Annotated in this window: 20 protein-coding genes; 9 read left to right on the plus strand and 11 right to left on the minus strand. The window is 64.6% G+C overall.

Annotated features, from left to right (window positions below; translation table 11 throughout):
- Positions 1 to 63: 63 nt before the first annotated feature.
- Complete coding sequence (locus tag G3480_RS17485; RefSeq protein WP_164655178.1) at positions 64 to 5,160, minus strand: type I polyketide synthase; 5,097 nt, start codon at positions 5,158 to 5,160, stop codon at positions 64 to 66.
- A 211-nt stretch (positions 5,161 to 5,371) separates the two neighbouring features.
- Here G3480_RS17485 and G3480_RS17490 point away from each other — a divergent pair, with 211 nt between their 5' ends.
- Positions 5,372 to 6,943, plus strand: a complete 1,572-nt coding sequence (locus G3480_RS17490) for an ATP-binding protein (RefSeq protein ID WP_164655179.1) — start codon at positions 5,372 to 5,374, stop codon at positions 6,941 to 6,943.
- Between the two features lie 87 nt (positions 6,944 to 7,030).
- Here the strand turns inward: G3480_RS17490 and G3480_RS17495 are convergent, their stop codons facing one another.
- Together G3480_RS17495 and G3480_RS17500 are read right to left on the minus strand one after the other, a co-directional pair.
- Complete coding sequence (locus G3480_RS17495; RefSeq protein ID WP_164655180.1) at positions 7,031 to 9,436, minus strand: ATP-binding protein; 2,406 nt, start codon at positions 9,434 to 9,436, stop codon at positions 7,031 to 7,033.
- 125 nt (positions 9,437 to 9,561) lie between these two features.
- Positions 9,562 to 10,215 (minus strand): response regulator transcription factor, encoded by a 654-nt coding sequence (locus G3480_RS17500; protein WP_164655181.1) that lies wholly within the window; start codon positions 10,213 to 10,215, stop codon positions 9,562 to 9,564.
- A 376-nt stretch (positions 10,216 to 10,591) separates the two neighbouring features.
- On the opposite strand from G3480_RS17500, the gene G3480_RS28490 reads away from it, so the two are divergent.
- Both G3480_RS28490 and G3480_RS17510 read left to right on the plus strand, forming a co-directional pair.
- Positions 10,592 to 10,774: a helix-turn-helix domain-containing protein gene (locus tag G3480_RS28490; RefSeq protein WP_338114162.1), complete on the plus strand. Its 183-nt coding sequence runs from the start codon at positions 10,592 to 10,594 to the stop codon at positions 10,772 to 10,774.
- A gap of 78 nt (positions 10,775 to 10,852) precedes the next feature.
- A complete protein-coding gene (locus G3480_RS17510) occupies positions 10,853 to 11,206 on the plus strand; it encodes a 3'-5' exonuclease (protein ID WP_338114163.1) in 354 nt (117 codons plus the stop codon).
- Between the two features lie 112 nt (positions 11,207 to 11,318).
- Here the strand turns inward: G3480_RS17510 and G3480_RS17515 are convergent, their stop codons facing one another.
- The 3 genes from G3480_RS17515 to G3480_RS28495 all read right to left on the minus strand — a co-directional run bounded on the left by G3480_RS17515 (position 11,319) and on the right by G3480_RS28495 (position 15,138).
- Positions 11,319 to 12,680 carry a (Fe-S)-binding protein gene (locus G3480_RS17515; RefSeq protein WP_164655182.1) on the minus strand — a complete coding sequence of 454 codons (1,362 nt, stop codon included), beginning with the start codon at positions 12,678 to 12,680 and terminating at the stop codon, positions 11,319 to 11,321.
- A gap of 149 nt (positions 12,681 to 12,829) precedes the next feature.
- Positions 12,830 to 13,588 (minus strand): ParA family protein, encoded by a 759-nt coding sequence (locus tag G3480_RS17520; RefSeq protein ID WP_164655183.1) that lies wholly within the window; start codon positions 13,586 to 13,588, stop codon positions 12,830 to 12,832.
- Positions 13,585 to 15,138, minus strand: coding sequence for a CHAD domain-containing protein (locus G3480_RS28495; RefSeq protein WP_240905886.1), 1,554 nt, complete (start codon positions 15,136 to 15,138; stop codon positions 13,585 to 13,587). Before G3480_RS28495 ends, G3480_RS17520 begins: the two co-directional genes overlap by 4 nt.
- Positions 15,139 to 15,390: 252 nt before the next feature.
- Between G3480_RS28495 and G3480_RS17530 the strand changes: the two genes are divergently transcribed.
- The gene (locus tag G3480_RS17530; RefSeq protein WP_164655184.1) at positions 15,391 to 15,735 is read left to right on the plus strand and encodes a TusE/DsrC/DsvC family sulfur relay protein; all 345 of its coding nucleotides are present in this window, start codon (positions 15,391 to 15,393) and stop codon (positions 15,733 to 15,735) included.
- Positions 15,736 to 16,133: 398 nt separating this feature from the next.
- On the opposite strand, the gene G3480_RS17535 is transcribed toward G3480_RS17530, so the two are convergent.
- From G3480_RS17535 to G3480_RS17545, 3 genes are all read right to left on the minus strand, one after another.
- Positions 16,134 to 17,681, minus strand: coding sequence for a gamma-glutamyltransferase family protein (locus G3480_RS17535; protein ID WP_164655185.1), 1,548 nt, complete (start codon positions 17,679 to 17,681; stop codon positions 16,134 to 16,136).
- A gap of 537 nt (positions 17,682 to 18,218) precedes the next feature.
- Complete coding sequence (locus G3480_RS17540; protein ID WP_164655186.1) at positions 18,219 to 19,067, minus strand: DMT family transporter; 849 nt, start codon at positions 19,065 to 19,067, stop codon at positions 18,219 to 18,221.
- A 115-nt stretch (positions 19,068 to 19,182) separates the two neighbouring features.
- The gene (locus G3480_RS17545; protein ID WP_206171772.1) at positions 19,183 to 20,148 is read right to left on the minus strand and encodes a hypothetical protein; all 966 of its coding nucleotides are present in this window, start codon (positions 20,146 to 20,148) and stop codon (positions 19,183 to 19,185) included.
- Positions 20,149 to 20,260: 112 nt separating this feature from the next.
- On the opposite strand from G3480_RS17545, the gene G3480_RS17550 reads away from it, so the two are divergent.
- The 4 genes from G3480_RS17550 (at position 20,261) to G3480_RS17565 (ending at position 22,306) form a co-directional block, all read left to right on the plus strand.
- Positions 20,261 to 21,250 carry a serine/threonine protein kinase gene (locus tag G3480_RS17550; protein WP_164655187.1) on the plus strand — a complete coding sequence of 330 codons (990 nt, stop codon included), beginning with the start codon at positions 20,261 to 20,263 and terminating at the stop codon, positions 21,248 to 21,250.
- Positions 21,251 to 21,265: 15 nt separating this feature from the next.
- Positions 21,266 to 21,655: a YchJ family protein gene (locus G3480_RS17555; RefSeq protein WP_164655188.1), complete on the plus strand. Its 390-nt coding sequence runs from the start codon at positions 21,266 to 21,268 to the stop codon at positions 21,653 to 21,655.
- Between the two features lie 107 nt (positions 21,656 to 21,762).
- Entirely contained in the window at positions 21,763 to 22,047 is a 285-nt protein-coding gene (locus tag G3480_RS17560; protein ID WP_164655189.1) for a DUF4342 domain-containing protein, read from the plus strand.
- 55 nt (positions 22,048 to 22,102) lie between these two features.
- The gene (locus tag G3480_RS17565; protein ID WP_164655190.1) at positions 22,103 to 22,306 is read left to right on the plus strand and encodes a hypothetical protein; all 204 of its coding nucleotides are present in this window, start codon (positions 22,103 to 22,105) and stop codon (positions 22,304 to 22,306) included.
- A 768-nt stretch (positions 22,307 to 23,074) separates the two neighbouring features.
- On the opposite strand, the gene lexA (G3480_RS17570) is transcribed toward G3480_RS17565, so the two are convergent.
- The gene (gene lexA / locus G3480_RS17570; protein ID WP_164655191.1) at positions 23,075 to 23,542 is read right to left on the minus strand and encodes a transcriptional repressor LexA; all 468 of its coding nucleotides are present in this window, start codon (positions 23,540 to 23,542) and stop codon (positions 23,075 to 23,077) included.
- A gap of 89 nt (positions 23,543 to 23,631) precedes the next feature.
- Here lexA (G3480_RS17570) and lexA (G3480_RS17575) point away from each other — a divergent pair, with 89 nt between their 5' ends.
- A complete protein-coding gene (lexA, locus tag G3480_RS17575; RefSeq protein WP_164655192.1) occupies positions 23,632 to 24,231 on the plus strand; it encodes a transcriptional repressor LexA in 600 nt (199 codons plus the stop codon).
- Between the two features lie 63 nt (positions 24,232 to 24,294).
- Here the strand turns inward: lexA (G3480_RS17575) and G3480_RS17580 are convergent, their stop codons facing one another.
- On the minus strand, positions 24,295 to 25,065 hold the full coding sequence (locus G3480_RS17580) for an HDOD domain-containing protein (protein WP_164655193.1): 771 nt from the start codon (positions 25,063 to 25,065) through the stop codon (positions 24,295 to 24,297).
- Positions 25,066 to 25,646: the final 581 nt, after the last annotated feature.

Below are 25,646 nucleotides of genomic sequence, written 5' to 3' on the forward strand. Positions count from 1 at the left end.
CGTATTTATTTATCGATTCAAGCCAGAATTATAACACCATTTCAGCGAGTTAATGGGCGTATGTCAGGAGTTCTGCAATGGCCAGCCCGTGTCTTCCGCAATCCCGTCCGCGACCCCGGCATGAGGTGCAAAGACGACCGCTCGCGCGGGTGGTGCCGACGCGGTCTCACGCGCGAAGGCCGCGCACCGCGCCTCCACCTCGTCGGCGGAACCGGCCATATCGAGGTGCGTAACCCGGCCTCCGCCGGCCTCGATTCGGCGCCACAGCATGGCCTCGACGCCGCTGGCGTCATCGCTGCCGAAGAAGAGCCAGTCAACCGGCTCGGGTGCTTGTGCCACGGGTGTCGAGTGCTCCCTTTGCTCGGCGCGGTTGAGGCCCAACAGCAGCGAAGCCGGGGGGTGGCCATGCTCAACGCCAGCCGACCAGCGGGTCACATGCGCCAAGCCTGCCGACTCCAGCAGCGCTGGCCAGTCCGCGCCAGGCAGCAGCGCATGATCGGGTCGGTCCTCGGTGTCCGTGAAGGACCAGGCACCCGGCAGCAGCCCGAAGACAAAGTCGAAGTAGGCGTTGCGCTCGGGCTCGATCAGGGCGAGCAACCCGTTCTCGCGCAACAGCGGTCGCATCGCGGCGAGGCTCTGCCGCAGGCTCGGCATCCGGTGGAGCGCATGGGCGCAGACCAGGATGTCGAAGGGTCCACCAAGCTCGGCTGCGTCGGGGTTGGTCAAGAGGTCGAGTGTTCGGGTCTGGAAGTTGGGCGTGCTCCCAAAACGGCGTTCCGCGCTCGCCAATGCAGCGTCCGTAGCGTCGGTGAAGACGTATTCGACACGCGAGGCGTCGATGGAGCGGAGCAGTCCGGCCGTGGCGCCTCCCAGACCCGCGCCAACCTCGAGCAGACGCAGCGGTCTGCCTGTTGGTAGCTGGCAAAGGTAGTTGGCGATCACGGCCGACAGCATGGCGTTGGCGTTACGTCGATAGAACCCTTGCTCCAAGACCTGCTCGAGCAACACACTGCCGGCCTGCGGGAATAACCGATCCTCCGGCGCCTGCCCGGCGACCAGGAGCGCCGGCAACTGCTGCCACACGCGGGCGGCCAGAAACAACTCGGCGTGATAGCCAGGGTAGCGTCGCGTGAGCGCCTGCCAGAGCATTTGAGGCCTTGGTGCCGGCTCCATCCGAAAGCGATCGCCCTCGGCCGTGGCGAAGCCGTGCGCGACGACGTTCGCGAGCAGGGCCTCGGCGTACCCCCAGCGGTGCTCGTCGAGATGGCCCGCGGTCACCAGATCCTGGAGCGAAAAGGCCATGCCCTCACTGATCCCGGCAAAGGTATCGGCCGCAAAGGCGGCGCAGAGTCGCTCGACAGCCGCGCCGAAGTCTGATCGGCGCAGCTCGGACGGGTCCGGGGCGTGGTCGGAGTCCGGGTCGGCGAGGGGGAGGCGCGGCGCCTTGGCCAGCAAGGCGTCCGGCGCCACCACTGGCAGGCGGTCGTCAAACAGGCGCAAGGGCTTGAGGCGATGCTGAAGCAAAAGCGCCGCTTTGCCCGAGCCGCTGCCAATCGCACGCACCTGCATGTCCTCCAGTTCGGCCAGCAGGCTGCCATCCGCAGCGATGATCCTGATGTCCGCGGTCAGAAAGAACCGATTGGCGCGCCGCGCGACGACATGGGCGTAGACGCTCTCATGGGTCTGCGTGGAACCGAGGACGGCCAACCGCCCGAGATGCACGGGGACGAACAGACGCTGGTCGTCCGCGCTGTCGATCAGGCCGATCATCGCCTGCAGGGCGCCGTCGATCTGGGTCGGGTCGAGCGTGAAGGCGCCGCACTCGCCGGCCTGGCGTTTCAGTTCGACCAGCACCTCGCCGTCGCCGAGGAATTGGGTCACGACCGTCTGGAAACTCGGGCCATAGTGCAGCCCGCGTGCTTCGCTCAGACGGTAATGCTCCTCTGGCGCGCGACGTCGTTTGCTCAGCGTGGCCTTCAACCCCTCGAGATCGATCGTTCGGGCCACCCGAGGACGGTGCTCGATGGTCGCGCGGACATGCTCGGTGAAGGGGGCTGGCTCCGTCTCCTCGCCGTCCTTGGCCACGGCAATCGGCCGGCTTTGGATGGAAAGGCTGTGGTCGGTCTGATCGAAGAAGGTCTGCAGCAGGATTTCGCGCGCGTCATCGAGCGGCAGCGGCTTTTCGATCCGCAGGTTGTGCAGCTCGACCTGTTCGGCCTTGCGATTTGCATCCTTGGCGGCATCGCTGGCGGCCTGGCCGGCGGCAACGGCCATCTCGATGAATCCGGCGGCTGGGAAGAGCACGGTGCCGCGGATGCGGTGATCGGCGATGAACGGGGTGCGCGACAGGGCCAGCTCATTGACCCAGGTGGGCTGCGCGAGCGAGACCTTGGCACCGAGCAGGGCGTGCATCTCACTGGCCTCGACCAGCGGCGCGCGCCGAGGTGGATGGTTGAAGGCCCGCTCGTACTGCCAGGGATAGCTTGGCAGTTCGAGCGGCGGCACCGGGTCCGGAAACACTCGCGCCAGATCGAGATGCGCACCGGCGACGGCCGCGCTGGCGATCGTCTTGCGTCGCTGCAGCGGTTCGTTCTCACCACGGCGCAGCGTCTCGATGGTCTGGCAACCGCGGTTGGCGCGACGGGCGACGCCCTTCACATAGCCCAGCAGGGCCGGATGCGGGCCGACCTCCACGAAGACACCATAGCCGTCGTCCAGCATCTGCGCGATGGCTGGGCGAAAGCGCACCGGCTCGCGCAGGTTCCGCCACCAGTAGTCGGCGTTCATGGCTTCGCCGTGGAGCGCGCTGCCGGTCACGGTTGAGTAGAAGGGACATTGGCCTGCCGCGCCTTGGACATCAGCGACCAAGGCCCGAAACGGGGTCTCGATGCGGTCCATCGCGGCGCTATGGAAGGCGTAGTTCAGGCGCAGCTTCTTGGCGACGGTCCCTTGGGCCGTGAGTGCCTCCACCAAGGCATCGATGCTGTCCTCGGGGCCGGCCACCGACACCGCGGCCGGCCCGTTGTCACCGGCCATCACCAGGCCCTCGAAGTCGCGTAGCCGCGCCTCCGCGTCATCAAGGCCCAGTCCGATCGCCGCCATGGCGCCATCGCCCGCGGTCTTGCCCTGCTCTTGGCTGCGGGCCGAGACGATCCGGAGAATGGTCTCGAGATCGAACAGCCCGGCACAATGGGCAGCGGCCAATTCGCCCGCGCTATGGCCGACCACGCCATCCGCCACCAGTCCATCCTCGGCCAGACAGCGCACCAGTCCCAGCTGCAGCGCGAACAGCGCCGGCTGGGCGATCTCGGTGCGCGCCATCACATTGTCGGATTTGCTGCGGTGCATCTCCTCGATCAGTTTCAGGTCGGAGATGCCGCGCAAGATGGCATCAACCTCGTCAAGCGTGGCGCGAAAGGTGCGCGAGGCGGCATACAATTCCCGCCCCATGCCCCACCATTGCGGTCCGTTGCCGGTGAACACGAACGCCGTGCGCGCACCTTGTATCGGGCTGCCGAGCACCGCCGTGTCGGGGAGGGCGTCGCGGGCGATGGTTTCCAATGCGGAGCGCATCGCCGCCAGGTCGTCGGCCCAGACGGCGGCGCGATGTGGATGCCAGGTGCGGCGGGTCAGCAGGGTGGCCGCGAGATCGGTCAGCGACAGCCGCTCGCCGCGCTGATCGATGAACTCCGCGACCTGTGCCGCGACGCGGCGCATGGCCTCGGGAGCGCGCGCGGACACCAGAATCCAGGGCCGCTCCATGGCCGTCGGCGACGGCGTACACGAATTCGTGACCGATTGTATGCTAGTCAGGATGCTCGGCTGAATGCGGGCCGGAGACGGTGCCTCGGAGATCACCACATGGGCGTTCGCCCCGCCGAAACCGAAGGAGTTCACTGCGGCCATCCGCGGGCCGGGCGTCGGCGGCAGTGGGGTCAGATCCTCGACCACCTTGAGCCGCAGCCCGTCGAAATCGATCGCCGGGTTCGGCGTCTCAAAGTGCAGCGACTTGGGCGCGGCGCCCTGGTTCAGGCAGAGGATTGCCTTGGCGAGCCCGGCGAGACCGGAGGCCGGCTCGAGATGCCCGATGTTCGTCTTGATGGAGCCGAGCAAGAGGGGCATGTCGCCAGGCCGCTGGGTCGCGATGGCACGGCCAATGGCGCCGGCCTCAATCGGGTCTCCGGCGGCGGTTCCGGTCCCGTGTGCCTCGAAATAAGCGATGTTGGCCGGGTCGATGGCGTTTTCCCGCAGCACCCGCTCGATCAGCGCCTGTTGCGCCTCGCCATTCGGCAACGACAGGCCAGCGGTGCGGCCGTCGTTGTTGGTGTCGCTGCCCTCGACGACGCACAGGATTGGATCGCGGTCATGCAGTGCGGCCTGAAGTGGCTTCAAGATGAAGGAGATCGCACCTTCCGCTCGCACGAAGCCCTGCCCATCGGCATCGAAGGCGCGACACTGGCCGACCGGTGACAGCATGGTGGCCTGCGCGAAGCCGACGAAGGGCTCGGCGCGGATCAGCGCATTCGCCGCCCCGACGATGGCCAGCTCGCAGGCGCCGAGGCGCAGGGAGCGTACTGCCGCGTCGAAGGCCGTCAGGCCCGAGGAGCAGGCGGTGTCAACGGCGAAGCTCGGTCCGCGCAGATCGAAGATGTAGGAGAGCCGATTGGCCGCGATGCTCAAGGCCCCGCCGGTATTGGTGTAGGCATTGCCACGGCGGACATCGTCGTTCATCGCCTGGATGTAGTCGTTCGACGAGATCCCGACGAAGACGCCGGTGCGCCCGCGGGCGAGCTTTTGCAGCGGCAATCCCGCCTGCTCGAGCGCCTCATAGGCGGTCTCGACCAGCAGACGCTGCTGGGGGTCGATCTGCAACGCCTCGCGCGGTGACACCCCCATGAATGACCGATCGATTCGCGCGAGATCCGACAGGTAGCCGCCGCGCCGGACATAGGTGCGGCCGGCGCGCGGCTGCGGGTCATAGAGATCATTGACCCAGCGGTTCTGCGGCAGATCGTCAATCGCATCCCCGCCAGCGACCAGAAAGCGCCACAGGGCATCCAGACTGTCGATGTCGCCGGGCAGGCGTAGGCCACAGCCCACCACAGCGATTTTGTCTGGCCTGCTGTCTGGCCTGCTGCCTGAACGGGCTTGGTCATTCATCGGCATCTTCCCAAAGCGGATCGAAGCTTGAGCGCGCGCCCTGGCATTGACGCGGCAGTGATGAATGAGCTTGCGGGTTTTGGATGGAGGCGGCAATTAGCCAAATGGCTATGGCTGACGGCTCGCGTACCACCTCCAAAATGCAGGTTAAACTCAGGGGTCAGTGAATCCAGGCACCAAGCCCGCCCCATCACCGCCGGAAGACACCACCATGCGCTTTTTCAACACCGAAGGCCCGGTACGCCCCGAGATGCACTATGTGCTGCCGCCGCTCCAGCGCTGGGACCTGGACGAAGTGCTGCGGATGATCGCGCAGCAAAAATACTTTCTGCTCCACGCCCCGCGCCAGACCGGCAAGACCTCTTGTCTGCTCGCGTTGATGGAACGGCTCAACCGCGAGGGGCAGTATCTGGCGGTCTATGCCAATCTCGAAACCGCGCAGGCGGCGCGCGAGAATATCCAACTGGCGATGACCGACATTGTGCAGACCATTGCCGCCGAGGCCCGTCTGGAGCATGGCGACACCGGCCTGTACGCACTCGCTGACGAGGTGCTGGCGCGCAATGCCCCCACCCGCGCGCTGCGCGAATTTCTCACCCAATGGTGCGAGCGCAGCGAACGCCCGCTGGTGCTCTTTCTTGATGAGGTCGATGCCCTGGTCGGCGATACCCTGATCTCACTGCTGCGCCAATTGCGCGGCGGCTATCGCCAGCGTCCCCGTTCCTTCCCCAACACCATCGTGCTCTGCGGGGTGCGCGATCTGCGCGACTATCGCATCCACGCCAGCTCTGAGGACGAACCCATCACCGGCGGCAGTGCCTTCAATATCAAGGCCAAATCCCTGCGCTTGGGCGATTTTAATGCCGAAGAGGTCAATACTCTGCTCTCCGAGCACACGCGGGAAACCGAGCAGGTCTTCACCCCCGAGGCGCTCGCGCGCGTCTGGACCCTGACCCAGGGTCAACCTTGGCTGGTCAATGCCCTGGCCTACGAATGCTGTTTCGAGCTGCCCGCCGGACGTGATCGTGCCCAGCCCATCGATGTTGCGCTGATCGATCAGGCCAAGGAAAACCTGATTCTGCGCCGGGTTACCCATCTCGATCAGCTCGCCGACAAACTGCGCGAGCCCCGGGTGCGGCGCATCATCGAGCCGATGCTGGCGGGTCTGTCGCTCGATGACGTGCCGGTGGAGAGTCTCGAATATCTGACCGATCTCGGCCTGTTGCGGCGCGTCAATGGCAGTATTGCCGTCGCCAACCCCATCTATCGCGAGGTGTTGCCGCGCATGCTGGCCTTCACGCCAGAGGCATCACTGCCGCAAATCCGCCCCACCTGGCTGACCGCAACAGGCGAACTCGATCCCGAGGCGCTGTTCGATGCTTTCCTCGCCTTCTGGCGTCAACATGGCGAGGCATTGCTCGGCAGCGCGCCCTATCACGAGATCGCCCCCCATCTGGTGCTCATGGCCTTCCTGCAGCGAGTCGTCAACGGCGGGGGAACCCTGGAGCGCGAGTACGCCATCGGGCGCGGGCGCATGGACCTGTGCCTGAGATACGGACACCTGACGCTGGGCATGGAGCTGAAGGTCTGGCGCCCCGGTGCGCCTGATCCGCTCGCCGAGGGATTGGCCCAACTCGACGACTATCTGGCTGGCCTGAACCTGAACAGCGGCTGGCTGGTGATTTTCGACCGCCGTCCAGGGATTCCCCCGCTGGCCGAGCGCCTGAGCAGTCAGGACACCCGAACGCCAAGCGGTCGCGCGGCGCGGGTGGTGCGGGCTTGAGGAGCGCCCAAGCGACCCAGCAGGCGAGCACGAAATTGTCGGTTCGAGGCGGTCACTCGCGCGCTTCAAAGACCGCCGCCAAGGCGTTCAGTCCGTTTTCAGCAACAACCGATGCAAGGCGCTGCGCAGACTGATGGGCGCCACCGGCTTGCTCAGCACCGGGTAGGGACTGGCTTGCAAGCGCCGCAGGACGTCGGGATCGACTTCGCCGGTGATGATGACGGCGGGATGGGCGCGGCCGGCCTGTTGATCGAGTGCGGCGATCACATCAAGTCCGGTATCGCCGCCGGGAAAGCGGTAATCGACCACCAGGATGTCGATGGCCTGTCCTTCGGCCAGTTTGAGCGCTTGGCTAGGATCGGCGGCGGTCAGGATCTGGCAGTGCCAGGCGCCCAACAGCTGGGCGGTCGCCTCGCGGACGCTGGCATCATCATCAATCAGCAGCACCCGTTTGCTGGCGAGATCATAGGCCCGGGCGGGGGATGACACCGCAGGCGACGCGCACGCCTCTTGTGGCTCGCCCCGCTTGACGCACAGGCGAAAGCGCGTCCCGCCACCGGGTACGGAGCTGAGCGAAATCGGGTGCTCGAGCAGCTGACCCAGTCGGCGCACGACCGACAGACCCAGCCCCATGCCCGGCGGTCGGCGTTGGCCGGCGGACTGGATCTGGACGAACTCGTCGAAAATCTGTGGCTGCTGCTCGAGCGGAATGCCGCGGCCGTCATCGCGCACCTCGATTACGACCTCCCGGCCAGACCAGCGGGTGCCGAGCAGGATCGACTTGGCTTCGGCGTGCTTGAGCGCGTTGTCGAGCAGATTGGCCAGCATGCGGTAGAGCAAGACCGGGTCGGAATCGACCCAGTAGCCGCCAGCGCGCAGGCGCAGGACCACACCCTGGCGCTCGGCCACCGGTCGCAGTTGGCTGCCGAGCCGCGCGAACAGCTCGCGCAACGCGAAAGACCGCCGGCGCGGCTTGAGCAGGCCGGAGTCGATCTTGGAGATATCGAGCAGGGCCGTGAGGGTCTCGTTCAGGGTGCCTTGCGCCTCGCGCACACTTTGTAAGGTACGGCGAGCCTCGTCATCCTGAATGCGCTCTTCGAGCAGCCCGATCTGCAGGCCCATGGCATGCAGGGGTTGGCGAAGGTCATGGCTGGCGGCGGCTAGAAAGCGGCTCTTGGTGCGGCTGAGATCCTCGAGGCGCGCATAGGCACTGGTGAGCTCCTGCTCCTTGGCCTGCAGGGCGGCGACTTTCTCCGTCAGCGCGCGGGTGCGCTCGGCGACTTGGGTCTGCAGATTTTTGGTCAGGCGCTTGATCTGCTGGAAGACGTCGATGTCGTACTGATCGAAGAGCACCACCAGCAGCAACAGCAAAATGCTCAGATTGAACACATAGCTTTGCGGACTGACGATAAAGCCTAGATTCCACAACAAATCCCGGGTGGCGGTCAGCGCCAGCACCAGGGTCGCGGCCAGCAGCCAGAGCGCGGTGGCATTCTCGGTGCGCACGGTGCGCCAACTGCAATAGACCAGCGCATAGACGACGACCAAGAAATAGGGCGTCATCACCATCAGCATCAGCTCGCTGTAGGCCAAGGGAGCAACCAGCGTCAGCGCGAGCAGTGCCAGATGCGGAATTAGCACCAGGCGCAACAGCCAGGGCGGATGCGTCCGCGGGTAAAGTCTATGAACGAGCAGCGTGATCAAAGGCCCCAGGCTAAAGACCGCGAGCATCAGCAGCCAGGTCAGCCGGGTTTGGTTGATCGTGAGCAGATCCGGCAGATAATTCGCGGCGAAGGCGAAGCGCTGCAAGGCGATATCGAACGACAAGAGCGCAATCCACAGATAACCGCTATAGCGCCGCCGGGTGATGAGCAGGATCAGGTATTTTAGCCCGAACACCAGACCCGCGCCGAGCGCCAGCAGGGTCATCAGGGTGCTCCAGTTCAGCGTGCGCTGCAGCGCTTCGCGGGTACCAAGCAGCATTGGCTGCGGCGCGGTGCCCAGCAGGCTGATGTAATTAGACGTCTCGATCAGCAGCTGGTAGCTGTCGGCCCCAGGCGGCAACGGAATGACGATTTCCCGATCGGGGGTGCGGCGCAGCCTAGGCTCGGCGCTGGGCTCGCCGGACTGACCAAGCCATTCGCCATTGACCCACACCCGGTAGGAGCGGCGCGGGCTGGGCAGGAAGATCGCCAGCGGTGGTGACTGCGCCGGCGGGATGATACGCAGCCGGTAGGTCGCGAACCCTTGACCGCCGATGCGCTCGCCGTCCACTCGGGTTCCCCACCAGGGGCCGTTCCAGGGCCGCAGGACGGTTCCAGGCAGCGGCGCCGAGCCTGCCTCCGGGGCGAGAAACCGCCCCCAGTCAAACAGCCACTCGCCGGTCACCGCCTGCCAGCCGTGCGCCGGCGGTGACCAGCCGCGCAGATCGAGCACGCCATCGACAGCGGAGAGCGGCTTGGCCTCGGCCGCGCCAGCGATGAGCAATTGCACTGCAAGCAGCCCAGCAGCGAGTCGCCACCCGATCAAGCACGCGCGCGCCGCGCCCGTGCGAGGCCGCCCGGTCACCCAAGGATTCCACCGCGACAGACCCCGACAAACCCCAGGTGATGACATGCTCAGCGTTCGATCAACCCGAGCCGGATGGCTTCGCGAACGGTATCCGTGCGGTTGGTGGTTTGCAGGCACTCCGACAGGCGCGCCAAATGGGCTTTCACCGTGTGCACAGAAATATCCAGGCGATTGGCAATCTCTTTGTTGGAACGGCCCTCGGCCAGGCAGCAGAGCACCTGATAGGAGCGCCGGGTCAAGCCGAGCGACTCGCACACCGGTGGCAACGCCCGATACTCCAGCGGACAGGGAGGGAGCCCTTCCGCCTCGGGCATGACTTGCGGCGGCAGGTAGATGTCGCCCATCAGCATGCGCTCGATGGCGCTGCGCACCTGCTCGGGCGTGTGGGACTTTGGGATGAAGCCGATGGCACCCGCGTCGACGCAGGCGCGGATGGCCTCCGGCTCTTCCTGGGAGGAAATGACGATGACCGGAATGGCCAGTTTGCGCTTCTCGATAACACGCAAGAAGCTCAGCCCATCTAGCCCCGGCAAGCCCAAGTCCAGCAGAATGAAGCCAATCTGGGGATCAGCCTCGAGATGCGCCAGTGCCTCGTCGATGGAATGGGCACTGCGCGGCTCGATGCCCTGCGGCATGCCGCGCAGAATGCCGATCAGCGCCGAGACGAAGACTGGATGATCGTCGATGACTAAGGCTTGCATGATCACAGAGGGGCTTATCTCACCACAAAATCAATCATCATCCGGGCAACGCATTCCATTGGTCTTAGGGCGTATGGATATTTGGCCAATCGCTTCCGCCGCCCTGAGCCGAGATGCGCGCGCGCCGGAAACCTGTTGCCATGCCGACAAGATGCTTGTTCGACCGTCCCTTGGCAATTAGCCAAATGGCTATCTGTCCTCAAAGCATCGATCTGGCGAGCCTCGATGTTCGCCTCATCCAAGCCCTCATCCGTGACTGTCGAGACCATCAAGCACGACGACGCCACCCGCACACCGACCACTGGGCACAGGTCACTATCCACGGCGTGGATGTTTTTCATCCCAACACGGGCGAGATTCACGCGTCCTCCGCGATGTGCCGCTGATCCGCGCGTGGCGCGAACACTTGGGACTGACGCAGGACGAGGTCGCATCCCGCGCCGAGATGAAACAGCCCGCGTTGGCGCGGCTGGAACGCAGCGAGATCGCCCCGCGTCCGGCGACGCTGAAGCGGCTGGCGGAAGCGATGGGCTTGACGGTGGCCCAGCTTGAGGAATGAGGGAATGGACTTCCGCATCGCCGACACCTTCACGGATAGCCTGGCGAGGGCATCACGCCGCATGAGATCGGCGTCTTCGTGCGTTCCGAGGCGGAGCTGGAGCGCGCCCGCGCCGTCGTGACGCAAAGCGGATGCCCGTGCAAATGGCTGGATGCGCATGTCGAGACCAGGCACGGGCATCTCTCCATCGGCACCATGCACCTGGCCAAGGGTCTTGAGTTTCGCGCCGTGGCGGTGATGGCCTGTGATGACGAAGTCATCCCGTCCCAGTCACGCATCGAGACCGTGACCGAGGATAGCGATCTGGAAGAGGTCTACAACACCGAACGCCACTTGCTGTACGTCGCCTGCACGCGCGCTCGGGATCACTTGATGGTCAGCGGGGTTGAGCCGGCGTCGGAATTCCTCGACGACCTTGAGCCCGTCCGGTAGAGATCCAGAGACGCAAGACCAGTCACCACCCACCCCCGCGAAATCCCCCCTAGCCCCGAAATCCCCCCTAGCCCCCCTTTGCGAAAGGGGGAAGTTGTCGATGGACACTTTACTAGGCGTCTGCAAGCGCCTCCGCCAAGAGCACCGCCAGGTGGCGTGGACGCTCATCGCCAAGCGCCTGCATCTGCTGACGGCAGGAGAAGCCATTGGCGACCACCCGGGCGCTGGGCTTGTCGCGCAGCGCGGGCATCAACCCTTGCTCCGCCATTGCACCGGCTAGAGCGGCATGCTCGGACTCGAGCCCGAAGGTGCCGGCCATGCCGCAGCAACCCGCGTCGATCATCGCGAAGTCGTGCTCTGGGATCAGCTTGAGGACGCGGCGCATGGACTTCATGGCGCCGACGGCCTTCTGATGGCAGTGGCCGTGCACGAGCGTCTCGCCCGCGCCGAGCGCCTTGAGCGGCAGCTTGAGACGACCGGCCATGGTCTCGCGCGCGAGAAACTCCTCGAAGAGCAGGATGTGACCGCCGACGCGCTCCATGGTCTCGCCAAGCCCGAGCGCCTGGGCGTCTTCGCGCAGACCGAGCACGCAGGAAGCCTCCAGCCCCACCAGCATCCGACCGGCCTCGATATGCGGGAGCACGGCATCGACCAGCCGCTTGGCCTCGGCGCGCGAGGCCTCGACCATGCCCTGGGCGAGATAGGTTCGGCCACAGCAGAGTGGCCGCTCGGGGTCCGGCGTGCTGGCGGATGGCTCGGCGACCTCGACCCGGTAACCGCCGGCCTCTAGGACGCGAATTGCCGCCTCGGCGATATCCGGCTCGAAATAGCGCGTAAAGGTATCGACCAAGAGGACCACCTCCGGCCGCTCTTCGCCTGCGTTCAGCGGCGCCGAGGCATGGGTCTGCGACGCGCGAAAGGGCTTGTCGACTGGCTCTGGGAGCGGCCGCTCCGCGCTCAGGCCCAGGACGCGCTCGCTCAGCCGCGCCAGCCATGGACGCCGATTACGCCAGCGGATGAGGGCGCGCAGCCAAGATGCGCGATGGAGCCATCGCGGTGCCTGGGCGAAGAGCCGGCCACGCAAGCTCGGGCCTGAGCGCGCGGTCCGCTGGGCCAGGTACTCGGCCTTGATGAGGGCCATGTCGACGTTGGCCTCGCACTCGCGCTTGCAGCCTTTACAGGCGACACAGAGATCCATGGCCTCGGCCAGGGTCGGGTCGGCCAGAGCCTCCTCGGCCAAGTCGCTGGAGAGCGCGGTCTTGAGCAAGCGTACGCGACCACCCGTCGAGAGATTGGGATTGCCGGTCACCTTGAAGCTCGGGCACATCACCTGCTTGCCCTGGGATTCGCATTGTCGGCTGTTGATACAGACTGCAACGGCCTTGGCGAAATCGCCTCCATGCTTGGGGATATCGGCGTAGGCGTCGCCCATGCCGGCGTCCTTGTAGGCCGACCAGTCGAGGTGAGTTTTCATTGGCTACAGCGTCCCTTGGATGACCCGCGCGCGGCGACACTCAAGCCTGCAACACATCCGGCTCGCCTGCAACACATCCGGCTCGATTGCCAGGCGCGGGGGCTGTTTCGGAGAGGGCGAATGGCAAGTGAAGCAACCCGGCAGCTGGCTTACCCAGGCAGATTCTCGCACACCTCAGCCCAGAGGCTTTGATAGGCAAGGGCTGCGGGACTCAAGGGTGCATAGGCGGGGAGCGGCATACGTTGCACACCCATGCGCTCGACATCCGATGCATAGGGGATGCTGGTCTTGAGGAACTGGGGCCAGCGCGTCGGCAACTCGGCCATCGACTCGAGATGCAGGCGCTTGCGCCGGTCGACCATCGAAAAGAAGGGCAGCACCTTGAGCCCGTCGAGCCGCGCCTGTCCTTCGAGGAACTCGAGCAATTGCTCGAGCGTGCGCGCGGACAGCGTGGTCGGGATCACCGGCACCAGGAGTGCGTTCGCCGCGCGAAACGCGCTCTCCGACACCAGAGAAATGCTCGGCGGACAGTCGAGAAAGACAAGATCGTAATCATCCTCGAGCGGCCGCAAGAGCTTGCGCAACTGCTTGGTCGAGCCCTTGGCGTCGTCCAGCATGAGGTCGAAATTGCGGAAGGAGAAGTCGGCCGGGACCAAGTCCAGTCCCGGGAAGTCGGTGCCTTTGATGACCTCATCCAGGGTGGTGCCCTTCTTGCCACCTCGGAGCAGGCCCTGCCCGCCGCCAGCGACCTTGGGCTCGACGCGAAAGTAGTAGGTCGCTGCCGCTTGCGGGTCCAAGTCCCACAGCAGGGTGCGCTCGCCGCGCTTTGCTGCCAGGTAGGCCAGATTGACCGCAGCCGCCGTCTTACCCACGCCACCCTTGATGTTGTAGGTCGCAAGGATCCTCATCGACTGCTCTTATCCGCCTCCAACGTCCAGAACAGGGCCCTATACTGCGCCCAATGCTCGGCATCATCAAAGGCGGCGAAGACCTCGGCGAAACCATCCCGCGCGGCTTGCTGGCGCTGGAGCATCCCGCCCACCAGGGCGCCCATGGCGAGCAGGGTCGCGGGCGTCGCCCTGCCCTCGGCCTGCATCTGCTCGGCCATGTCCTCGAGATGATGGGCCTGCACGGCAAGATCCTGATAGGCACCCAAGTGGTCCAGCAGCACCTTGAGCTGTTTGATCAGCGGCTTGATCTGCGCAGCCGGATAGAGACTGCGGAAGAACTCCATGAGATAGCGCAGATTCTTGCAGCGCTTGCGCAGCTCGTGAAGCTCCTCCGGGTGCGAGTCATCGCGGATCGCCCTGCCCTCGGCGCGCACCCGCTTGGCCATGCTGCGAATGCGCCCGTCCGCGACGGCCTTGATGGGCTGCATCGCGCTCGGAACGACGGAGGAACTCGGCACGGGCCTTTGCAAAAAGTCCCGCCACGACCCGAGCAGCGTCTTGAAAGACTCCGACTGGAGCGCCTCGGCCAGACGCGCCTGCTCCCGCTCATAGTGGGCCAGCAAGAAGTCTCGCAGCGGCTCCAGCTTGGACCGCAGCTCCGGCGGGAGACTGGCCTGGTAGTCGTCGAATGCGAGCAAATAGACATCGAGATCGCGCACCGGGCCGGTCACCTGCTGGACCCAGGCAAATTCCCCTTTGAAGCGGCCGACCACGTCCTCTGGGAAGACCGCTTTGATCTGGCTCAGCGCAGAGCGGGTGCGACGCGTCGCAACACGCAGGTCGTGGAGAAACTCGCTGTCCCAGTTCGCGATCGCGCCTTGGATGTTGGCCTCCAAGGTCACGAGCAGGGTGGAGAGGATCTGCTTGGTGACGACATCCGCGCGCTGCGCGCCGTCGAGCCGCAGGTCGAGCTTGGAGGAGTAGTCGCCCGGCACACGCCCGACCATCCTCAGGGCTTCGCCCAACAGCGGCCCTTCCGACTCGCCTAGCCCGAGCTTGCCCTCGATGAGGGCACGCAGCAGCTCGCGCTCCTTGTCATAACCGCGGACACCCTCAAGACGCAGACGTGCGGCGAGGCTCCCCGCGCGGCCGCTCAGCGGATCCTCGAAGGAATGGCTCTGCAGCAGCAGGCGCACAACCGTCTTCTCGTTCTCATCCAGCATCCGCAGCAGCCGTGTCTTGGTCTGGATGCGCATCATGGGCAGGAGACGACGGTTCTCGGCTCCAGACGGGAGACGCGCCCGCACGGGGCCAGCCGGCAGGTCACGCACCAGTTCTGGCTCCGCCTCGAGCTGCTGGGAGCAGGCGGTTCCATCTCGCCGCGATGTCCACCGCAGCATGTCACCTCGCTGGGTCAGGAAGCCCCCGTCGCTGTAGAGGGCCCAGTCAAAGGTGTCGTAGTAGATGATTTCGGAGTCGCCGGCGGACTCGACCCGGCAGAACAGGTGCTCTTGGATCTCTCTCTCGAGCGCCTCGGTAGCCAGCCCGTCCGGAATGAGATACTCCATCGCAGATACTCTTCTCGCAGCAAAAACCTGATGACAATAGCACCCCACAGAAGGGCTGCATTGTGACCCTTTGATGACGGAACACCCTGCATGTCGGGGCAACGCCAATGGTTTCGCCCTGCTAGAGAAACAGCAACCCAACGGGTTGACGGGCGCTCAAATCCGACTAGTTTTATCAAGCATAGGGCAAGCCGCTTTCGGTTCTCCGCTCGCCCTCATACACAGGCCCACCGATCAAAGGAGCGCACTGGAATGAGACAGACAGCGACACAGCTTCACGCCATTGCGGCGCGTCGAAACCTCCCTCTGGATCCGCAAGGATTTCTGGTCGACCCAGCCTTGTGGAACCGTGGGATGGCACGCTTCATCGCGAAACTGGACGGCACTTGGCCCCTGACCCCAGAGCACTGGTCGGTCATCTACTATCTGCGCGAGCACCACCTCAGCTACGGAGCCCTGCCGCCCACGTCGCAGATCTGCCGCACGCATGGCCTGGACCGCCACGCGGTTCAACGCCTCTTCGGGTCCTGTCGCGAGGCTTGGCGCATTGCAGGCCTGCCACACCCAGGCGATGAAGCCCTGGCGTATATGGTCTAGCCTCCCGCCCCCGCAGGCTGCCTGGCTCGAACCTCGACCAGGCAGGCGATCGGGCATCGGCTCCTCTGCAAGGGCGAGCCAGGAAGCGGGCACTGGTCGCTGCTGGTCTTGGTCCCGAGACTCAGGCGAACTCCGGAAATGACCCTACCCAAGAGGCGCGGCTCGGGAGGATGGGCAAAGTCCGCACTCGGGGCTTGAGCGTCACCTCGGCGCTGGACGGACGTGCCCATCCTGCAAAGCCCATCCTGCAAAGCCCATCCTGCAAAGCCCATCCTGCAAAGCCTGGAGCTGGAAGGATGGGCACGCCCCTCGACCCTCGGCACTCCAAATAAAGCGCATCGCCAGGGCTTTGCCCATCCGGGTCGGAACTGCGGGTCTGTTGTTTCGCGGAAATCACCTCAGTCCGAGATATCGAGCGCCACACCGCCGCGTCTCGGGTCCCCAGCCCCTCTGGCTCGCCCTTGGGCGTCGACCATGACAGTGTGCGCGCCGCCGAAGAAAATGCTTGGTTGACTCCACACCTTGACGTTGTCCCAACGGCGGGCGAGCTGCATGCAGATCTCTGCTTCGACGGGGGGCTCCAGATTCAGTAGACCCCCCTCGAAGTGGATGCGCGGCGCGGCAACGGCAGGCTCCAAGTCCAGGCCGAGATCGACCAGGTTGCTGATGACTTGCAGGATGGCGCTGCGAATCCGGTTCGAGCCCGACGAGCCTGTCACCACCCAGGTCCCGTCAGACAGCGCCACGAGCGTCGGCGCCATCATGGAACTGATGCGTCGGTCGGTCGGCCAGCGATGGAAGCCGTGCGGATTGACGTCTTCCTCGCCGAGCATGTTGTTGACCATGATGCCGGTGCCAGGCAGGACATAGCCGCAGCCTTCGCCGTTGGAGAGGGTGAGACTCGCCAAATTGCCCTCGGCGTCCGCAACGCTGATCTGGGTCGTCCCCCGGGTGAAACTGACAGCATCCTGCATCATCGTCCTGAATTGTTTCAGCGTCTCCGGCTCCAGCGCGGCCGCCCAATCGGCGTGATCGAAAGAGGCATCGCGACGCAGGCGTTGCGTCAGTTCCTGCGCACTGGCCAGCGCATGGATGTGTGCGGCACGGCCGCGCCCGAGTGCGCCTAGGTCGACCGCTTCCAGGAGTGCCAGGGTGAAGCCGATCAAACTGCCGCCCTGCGACGGCGGCGGATTGGTATAGACGTCCGCACCCCGGTAGCTGCACCACAGGGCCGGCCGACGCTCGACACGATAGGCCGCCAGGTCGTCGAGCCTGAGATGCCCACCACCCTCCGCACAGTCGCGCGTCATCCGATGCGCCCATTCGCCACGGTAGAAGATCTGCGGCCCTTCGGTGACCAGGGCATCCAGGGCGCTCGCCAGATCCGGCATCCGCATCTGCGCACCTGCGGGCGCGAGTCGATCTGGATGATCGGGATCGGCGAAGAGTGCCAGTGCTTCCGGGGTCGCACGGAGAATCGGCTCGATGATGCGATTGATCCCTTGCTGAAAGGGGGTCATGGAGACGCCTTGGCGGGCCATGTCGCTGGCGGGCGCCAAGAGTTCCGCAATCGGCAGGCGACACAGCTCGGAGTGGATCGCAAAGATGCCAGCGACCGCGCCAGGGGTCGCGATCGCGCCCAAGCCGATGTGAAACTCCTGCGAGGCATCGCCGAAGTCCGCCATGATGGGTCGGAAGTCGGTCTCTTCGACTGGCCGCCGGGTTCGGGGGGTCTGGGCGAAGAAATCGAAGACCTCGGGGGAGCGGTCTGCTTGTCGCGCCAACAGAAAACCGCCGCCTCCGAGTGAGGCCAGCACGGGCTCGGCCACGCAGGCCGCACAAAACGCGGCCACGACCGCGTCGAAGGCATTGCCGCCCGCACGCAGAACCTCCGCGGCAGCCTCAGCCGTCAAGGGATGACCAGCGGCGACACTCCCAGCAGTCATTGGCCTTGGGGTCGGGAGCATGATGATGGGCTGATGCGGAGCTGCGCGGCTGCCGCCCAGCGATCTAACGCAATACCTCGTCTCACTGGGAGCGCTCGCCTTGAAGCAGGGTTCGTCCGCACGGACGACAGGCCGGATGCCGGCCCCTGCCGCGCCCGAGGGCGTCGATCATCGTTGCGGCCGGTCGTCGTCCGGGTGGACAAGCGCAGCGCAGTCCACCAACGCCGACGCGGGATTCGGTGGACTTCGCTCTCGCTCGTCCACCCTACCGGCACTGCCGCCCAGCGATCGAAGGCAATAGCTCGTCTCATTGGGAGCGCTCGCCTTGCAGCAGGTTGGTCCGCAAGGACGAGAGGCCGTACGCCCGTCGCTGCTGTGCCCGGGCCGGCTCGACGCCCAGGCTCGGCACGTCCAAGGGAAGAGACTGCGCAATGGATGCTGAATGTACCTGAATCATGGTAGAGGGGCCAGATACCGCCGGATATTAACAGGGGATGCGCGCATCAGGGCGGATGATCGCCTTCATTCACGCCCTGCCTACGCCCGACCGTCAGCGGCGCGGCCCTTGATGCTCAAGAAGACACCGCCCAAGACGGCGAGCGATGCACCCACCAGGCGCAGATCGACGGACTCATCGAGCAAGAGCACGCCGGCCATGGCAGTCACAGGCGGCACCAAGAGTTGCAGCGTCGCCGCGGTGCTTGCCGCCATGAGCGGCAGGAGCGCATACCAAAGCGCGTAGCCTAGTCCAGACGCCAAGGCCCCGGAAGCCAGGGCCAGCAAAGCCCCGTTGAGCGAGAGCGTCACCTGTGGCAACAGCATCAGGAAGGCCAGGAGCGCCATCGGAAGGGTGCGCAGGAAGTTTTCCGCTGTCGCCACGAGCGGCTTGCTGACGGCGCGCCCTAGCAATGAGTAGAGACCCCAGCCCACGCCGGCCAAAAGCATGAGCGCGGCACTGCCTGGCGTCGGCGCACTGACGCCGGGTGCGACCAGCCAGATCAGTCCGGCGAAGGCGAGTCCAAAGCCAGCCCAGCCCAGGATGGAGAAACGCTCTCCCCCGCGCAGCGCGACTGTGAGCATGGTCAGCTGCACGCTGCCAAAGAGCAGCAGCGTCCCTGTCCCCGTCGCGAGTGACACATAGGCAAAGGAGAAGGCGATCATATAGAGAAAGAGCGCCGCGGCAGCCCGCCAGGTCCCCTGGCCAGAGGACGCAGACTGACGCGGCATCAAACGAAGGAGCAGACAGAGCGTCACGGCGCCGGCGGCGACGCGCAACAAGGTGAAAGTGGCGGCATCAAGCTCACCCGCGCCCAGCGCCGCTCGACACAAAAGGGGATTCGCGGCAAAGGCGATCAGCGTCGCCACGGCAAGCAGGACCACTCTCATCGCGCGTCCGTCAGCGGCATCCTGCCTCTCGATTCCACCCACAAGCCACCCGATACAAGGCGAGGCTCGAGCTGGCTGCCGGCATGCCCGCGCTGAGGTTCACCTGTCCTGAGCTTCATCTGTCCTGAAGGACCTCGAGCGACGTCGGATAAACCACGTCGACCTCGAAAGGCTCGGGCGCCCCAGGCTGAACGCTGATCCAGAGCCCGCCGACCCTCGGCGAGCCAGGCACCTCGGCGCGCTCGAAGCGGTCGATCAAGGCGCCGGTCTCCGGGTCCCTCAAGGGCCGATCATGTCTGAATCGGTGGGTGTCACCATGCACCAGCAGCACCTGACCTGAATACTTCGCCGACAAGGCGACGAGCGCATCCAGGGTAGCGGCGAATCCTTTGCTCGCCCGGCGGCGCTCAAACAAGGGGTCGGCATGAAAGAGAATGACCATGGCGCGCACGCCTCGCGCTTCCGCCTCCGCGGCGGCCCAATCGAGCATGGCCGCGTTGGCCTGATCGCGCCCGCGCAAGTCCGCCATGGCCTGAGCGTCTCGCTTGCGGTTGTTGTTGTCGCTCCCAACCACGTGAAGCGCAACGATCATCACGCCGTCGCGAACGAAGCTGTAGATCTCGGGATAGGTTTCCGCCAAGCCTTGGCCGAGCGGATGCACAGGCCCGAGGGAATCCAGCCGCAGGACACCGGGGTGGCGGAAGAACAGCTCGCGAACGCGCTCGAGACGCGCCAAGGGGTCCAAGCCGCCGGCACCTTTGCGATGACAATCGGTCCATTCATTGTCGCCTGGCGTGTAAAGGACCGGGACGCGCTGTGCTCGAAAGCGCTGGGCGATTGCCTCAAGATTGTCGTCCGTGCAGGGTGCGCTGCCGGATTTGATATCCCCAAGGTGCACGAGGAAGGGTGAGCCCTGCGCCACCGCGTTGTCGAGAAGCATGTCGAGCTGAGGCCCCTCGCTCGCCCGGTAGGGCAGATCGCCGACCACGAAGAAACGCAGTCCGTCCGCAGATGCCCCCATGGGCAGGCAGCAAAGCAGCCAGGAGAGAAGACAGCTTTGGGTCCATATCCGCTTCGGCATCATAGACATCTTTCGTAAGAGCAAGGTCAGGACGGGCATCATGCGCGACTCGGCGCACCATCGCCAGCCCGAAGGCTGCGCAAACACTTCCAAAGACCGATAAGATTCGGCTATGACGACCCCAAACCCAACCCCTTACGCAGATCTGACACCGGACCTGATTCTCGATGCGGTCGAAAGCATCGGACTCATCACTGACGGTCATCTGCTCGCCCTCAACAGCTACGAGAATCGCGTCTATCAGATCGGCATCGAGGACGCCAACCCAGTGATCGCCAAGTTCTATCGGCCTGGCCGCTGGAGCGACGCGGCCATCCTCGAAGAACATACCTTCACGCTCGAACTCGCCGAGCGTGAGATCCCGGCCGTTCCGCCCGCGATCATCGAGGGGCACAGCCTCCACGAGCATGAGGGCTATCGCTTCTCGATCACGCCCCGCCGTGGCGGACGCACCCCGGAACTCGAGGATTCGAGCGTCTTGGAATGGCTCGGCCGTTTCATCGGACGCATTCACGCCATGGGTGCCGTGAGACCCTTTCAGCACCGCCCGACCCTGAACATGGAGAGCTTCGGCATCGCCCCGCGCGACTTCTTGCTCGCCAACGACTGGATTCCCACCGAGCTGCTGCCGGCCTACAGCAGCGTGGTCGATCAAGCCTTGGAAGGTGTTCGCGCCTGCTATGCACGCGCCGGCCAAACAGAGGTCATCCGGCTGCACGGCGACTGCCATCTGGGCAATCTACTCTGGACGGATGCCGGCCCGCACTTCGTCGACTTCGACGATGCCCGCATGGGGCCAGCGATCCAAGACCTCTGGATGCTCCTCTCAGGCGACCGCCAGAGCATGAGCCGCCAGCTCGCCGAGGTGCTCGCCGGCTACGAGGACTTCCGCGAACTCGACCACCGTGAGCTGCATCTGGTCGAGGCGCTGCGCACCTTGCGCATCATCCATCATGCCGGCTGGCTGGCCCGTCGCTGGGAGGATCCCGCCTTCCCGGCCGCCTTCACCTGGTTCGAAGGTCAGCACTACTGGCAAGACCACATCCTTCAGCTGCGCGAGCAGATCGCGGCCATGGAGGAAGGCCCGCTCTGGTCTGCCTAGCAAGGGGAAAACAACATGAGCACGACACCCTGTCCATGCGGCTCGGGCAGCGGCTACGCGTCCTGCTGCGGGCGCTTCATCGAGGGCGATGAGCTGCCGGAAACGGCCGAGGCGCTGATGCGCTCCAGATACGTCGCCTATGCAATGAGTCGCACCCACTACCTGCGTGCAACCTGGCATGCGTCTACTCGCCCGGCCGACCTGTCCCCGGATGCCTCGATACGCTGGATCGGCCTCAAGATCCTGGAGACTGAGGCCGGAGGACCCGGCGACGCGGAGGGCTGGGTCGCCTTCGTCGCCCGCTACAAGCTTCACGGCCGAGCACACCGCATGCATGAGCGCAGCCATTTCCTGCACGAGCAAGGGCGCTGGCGCTATGTCAGCGGAGAGGTAACCTCAAGCTGATCCCGGGCCAGATGCACGCCAAGCTCACCCAAAACGACGGAAGCAGGTTAAACTAGCTGATTGGCTTCAGCCCCGATCTCCTGGATGTCATCTGAGGGACTCACCACATGAGAGACCATCGCGAAGAGGTCAGCGTCACAGGCTCGGCCTTGCTCGACAAAGTCAAAGAACTGCTCCGACAGGGCAACGTCCGGCGACTGATCGTGCGTCGCCCCAACGGCAAGATCCTGGCCGACATCCCGCTCACGGCCGGCGCGGGTGTTGCCGGCGTGCTTACGCTCCTCGCGCCCATGCTCGTCGCGCTCGGCGCCATTGCCGCCCTCGTCGCGCAGTTTCGGATCGAGATCGAGCGTGATCCCAGTGTCTATCGACATGACCCCTATGACGACTGAGGCGCCCAGCCCAGCGTCTTGAAGCTCCAACCTCCAATCATCAACGAGAAGCAGAATGCAGCAAATCAAGAAGACCGACGATCACATCATCTTCCAGAAAAGATCCGGACGTTATGCCGTCCAGGGCAAGAAGACGAAGCAATGGGTCAATGGCGAAGAGAAGCAGAGCATCCTGGTCGCCGAGGCGCTGATTAAGCTGCCCGACCCCAAGGCCGCACCCGCTGAGCCAGAGGCCGAAGCTGAAGCGGCTGCCGAATAGCGCCGCGCTGACTGCCCTTGCGCAAAGCGTCGCGAGCCCAAGGGCAGCCAATCTCTCAACCTAGCGAAAGCGCCTTTGCACCTGGTCGCGCTGATTTGGCGCTGGCCGTCTGCCTTCGTGAACGACCCTCCGAGCAGGGATGCGTGCGACCAATAAGGCGAACTCCTGAAATGACCTTACCCAAAAGGCGCGGGTCGGTAGGATGGGCAAAGTCCGCACTCGGGGCTTGAGCGTCACCTCGGCGCTGGACGGACGTGCCCATCTTGCAAAGCGCTGCGCTGGGATGATGGGCACGCCCCTCGACCCTAAGAAAGTGACCATCAACAACTTCCCACCTTTCGCAAAGGGGGGCCAGGGGGGATTTCGGGCGGGATCGCTCGCATCGGGAAACAATTGATGAGCGCTTCCTAAGCACTCCCAACGAAGCGCATCGCCAGGGCTTTGCCCATCCGGGATCGGAACTGTGGGTCTGTTGTTTCCCTGAAATCACCTAAGGCTGCCCGCCAGGCAGATCGACGTGATCGCCCTCCCCCACGTCATCGCAAGCCCTCACAAATCCACCGGGACGCTCTTGACCTCTCAGCAATCAGGGAGCGGCTGCGCAGCATCGGCATGGTCGAGCCGAAGTACCGGGGTGATGGAATCCAGCCCCTGACTCACCAATGCCTAGAAAGTGGCCATCAACAACTTCCCCCCTTTCGCAAAGGGGGGTCAGGGGGGATTTCGGGCGGGATCCTTCGCATCGGGAAACAATTGATGAGCGCTTTCCTAGGACGCGCGGCGGATCACGCCTGAGACGATGCCGAGAATCTGCAACTCTTCGTGCCGCAGATAGATGGACTCCATTTGCGGGTTCGCCGGCTGGAGCCGGATGCCGTCGGGCTCGACGAAGAAGCGCTTGAGTGTCACCTGCTCACCATTGATCATGGCGACCACGGATTCACCGTTCTCCGCTGTCTGGCGCTGCTCGACGACGATAATGTCGCCATCCTGGATTTGGTCGTCGATCATGGAGTGGCCCCGAACGCGCAGCGCATAGCTGTTCTTGCGCAGCATGTGACGCGGGACGGTGACACACTCCCGATGCTCGATGAGGTCGACCGGGTAGCCAGCCGTTACATATCCCAGCAGCGGGATTTCGACACCTGGCTCGCCTGCGATCTCGATCGGCTCTAGGATTGGATTCCAGACCGGGCGCTGGGCCTTGGGGAGAAGGAAAGCGACGTTGCTCGGCATCGGGTTTACCTCTGCAAACAGGCGGATGTTCTCTATTTGTTCTCCGCAAGACTAGCACAAAATCACCAGCCTTGAAGCCAGCAGTCACCATGCCCCTCACCCGCCGTCAGCACGAAATCCTGGAGTACCTGAAAGACAACACCGAGCACTTCGAGCAGGCTCCGACCCTGGACCAGCTCTGCGCCTGTCTTGGGCTGCGCTCGCGCGGGTCACTTCACAAGCACATCCAGGCGCTGATCGCCGAGGGCTATGTCGAACCCATCAAGGGTCGCCATGCCGGCGTGCGTCTCACGCCCGGACTCGGGTCAGCCGATGCCCTGCCCTATCTCGGCAAGATCGCCGCCGGCCGGCAGATCGCCGCCGTGCCGCAATCTGAGACCATGCTGGTGCCGGAGCATCTGCGCACGCAGAGGGATTGCTATGTCCTGCAGGTGAGTGGGGACTCCATGCGCGAGGCGGGAATCCTCGACGGGGACTATGCGGTCATCGAGCATCGCCAGACCGCCAGCAACGGGGAGATCGTGGTCGCCCTGGTCCGCGGTGAGGAGACCACCCTCAAGAGGATTCGGCAGGAGTCGGACCGCATCCTGCTGATCGCCGAGAACCCTGACATGGCGCCGCTGGTCTTCAGCCCGAGCGAGGTCGAAATCCAGGGCGTCCTCGTCGGCCTGATGCGCAACTACGGCTAAGCGCGCCGCGGTGAGCGGCTGATTGGGCACCGATGGAGGCTGGCTGGTCTATTGATGGCTGGTCTATTTAGGTTGACCGGTCGCTAGCTCGCAAAGCCGCGCCCAGTCGTCCTCAGCGACCGCGAGTTCATCACGCGCGGATTCGCAATCGTCCTGCATCTCGGGCGCATCCTGAGCCCCGTCACTGATGCTGGCCAAATAGGTGGAGAGCCTGGACAGGGCGATCAAGGCGCGTGTTGCGGGATCTTCGATCGCTACTAGATCTGCGACGTGATGGTGGTAGATCGCAAGCGCGAGATGGTCCGGCAAACGCCAGTTACCAGCGAGCAGAAAGCCAACGGTGACATGGTCGACGCCAAGCACACCGCGCTCGTACTCCAGCAGCGCCCGTGGTGCCGTGGGTGCGCGCAGGAGCCATTCGGAGCCATAGCCGTCCACCAGCTCAGCGAAGATAAGGCAGCCCACGTCCTGCATCATGGCGAGCAGATAGGCCTCGTCGGGGGCGACCGATTTGACGACCCCAGCCACGGCGGAAGCCATGCGTAACTGCTCCATAATGGCTTCGCTGACTACCCGCGAAGGCCCCTTGCCAGCATCCAGGATACGCTTGAGCGCCTCCGCGGTGACGAGATTGGCGAGCCGAGCCAAGCCCATCATCGAGACTGCGCGCTGAACGCTGCTGATCTTGGTCGGACAGTAGAAGAATGGCGAGTTGATGGTCTTGAGCACCTGTCCCGTCAGTGCCGGATCCTGCCCGATCAGGTCGCCCGCGCGCCTGAGGTCAGGTTCATCTCGCGCAAACTCATCCCGTAGCGCAAAGACCACATCCGGCATCTGCGGAACACGAGCCCCTCGAATGACCTGGAAGGCTCGCTCCAGGTCCGCTCTCGACGGGATAGGAGCACGCGGCTCACCCCTGGATGTGCTGCCGGACCTGTCGTTCACGGGAATCGCCCCTTGGTTCGTTCGGCCAACCCCCTAGCGGCAGGCCATGAAGTTTGTGTCGCTCGAATCCTGAGCGGCTGTCAAGATTGCAATCGCCGGCGTCGATCATCGTTTCGGCCAGTCGTCTTCCGTAGGGTGGACAAGCCCAGCGCAGTCCACCAACGCCGACGCGGGATTCGGTGGACTTCGCTCTCGCTCGTCCACCCTACCGGCCCAACTGATGACCAAGGCACAATCGCCCGAGCTGTAGGGGCGAATTCATTCGCCCAAAATCCCCGGATCGACGACGGGGCGAATGAATTCGCCCCTACAACGCCGAGCGACCGCCATGGCGAGCGCAAGGAGCTAATCCTTAGGGCCGCACACCGAGCAGCCAAGATGCCGGCGAACCCGGTAGATACTCTGTTCTGACGCAAGTCCGATTTGCCTCCTGTCCATCATTTTTTTCTATCGGCATCGTTGTCTCAGCG

Origin of the sequence: Thiorhodococcus mannitoliphagus, from assembly GCF_010915725.1 — a bacterium.
GTDB lineage: Bacteria > Pseudomonadota > Gammaproteobacteria > Chromatiales > Chromatiaceae > Thiorhodococcus > Thiorhodococcus mannitoliphagus.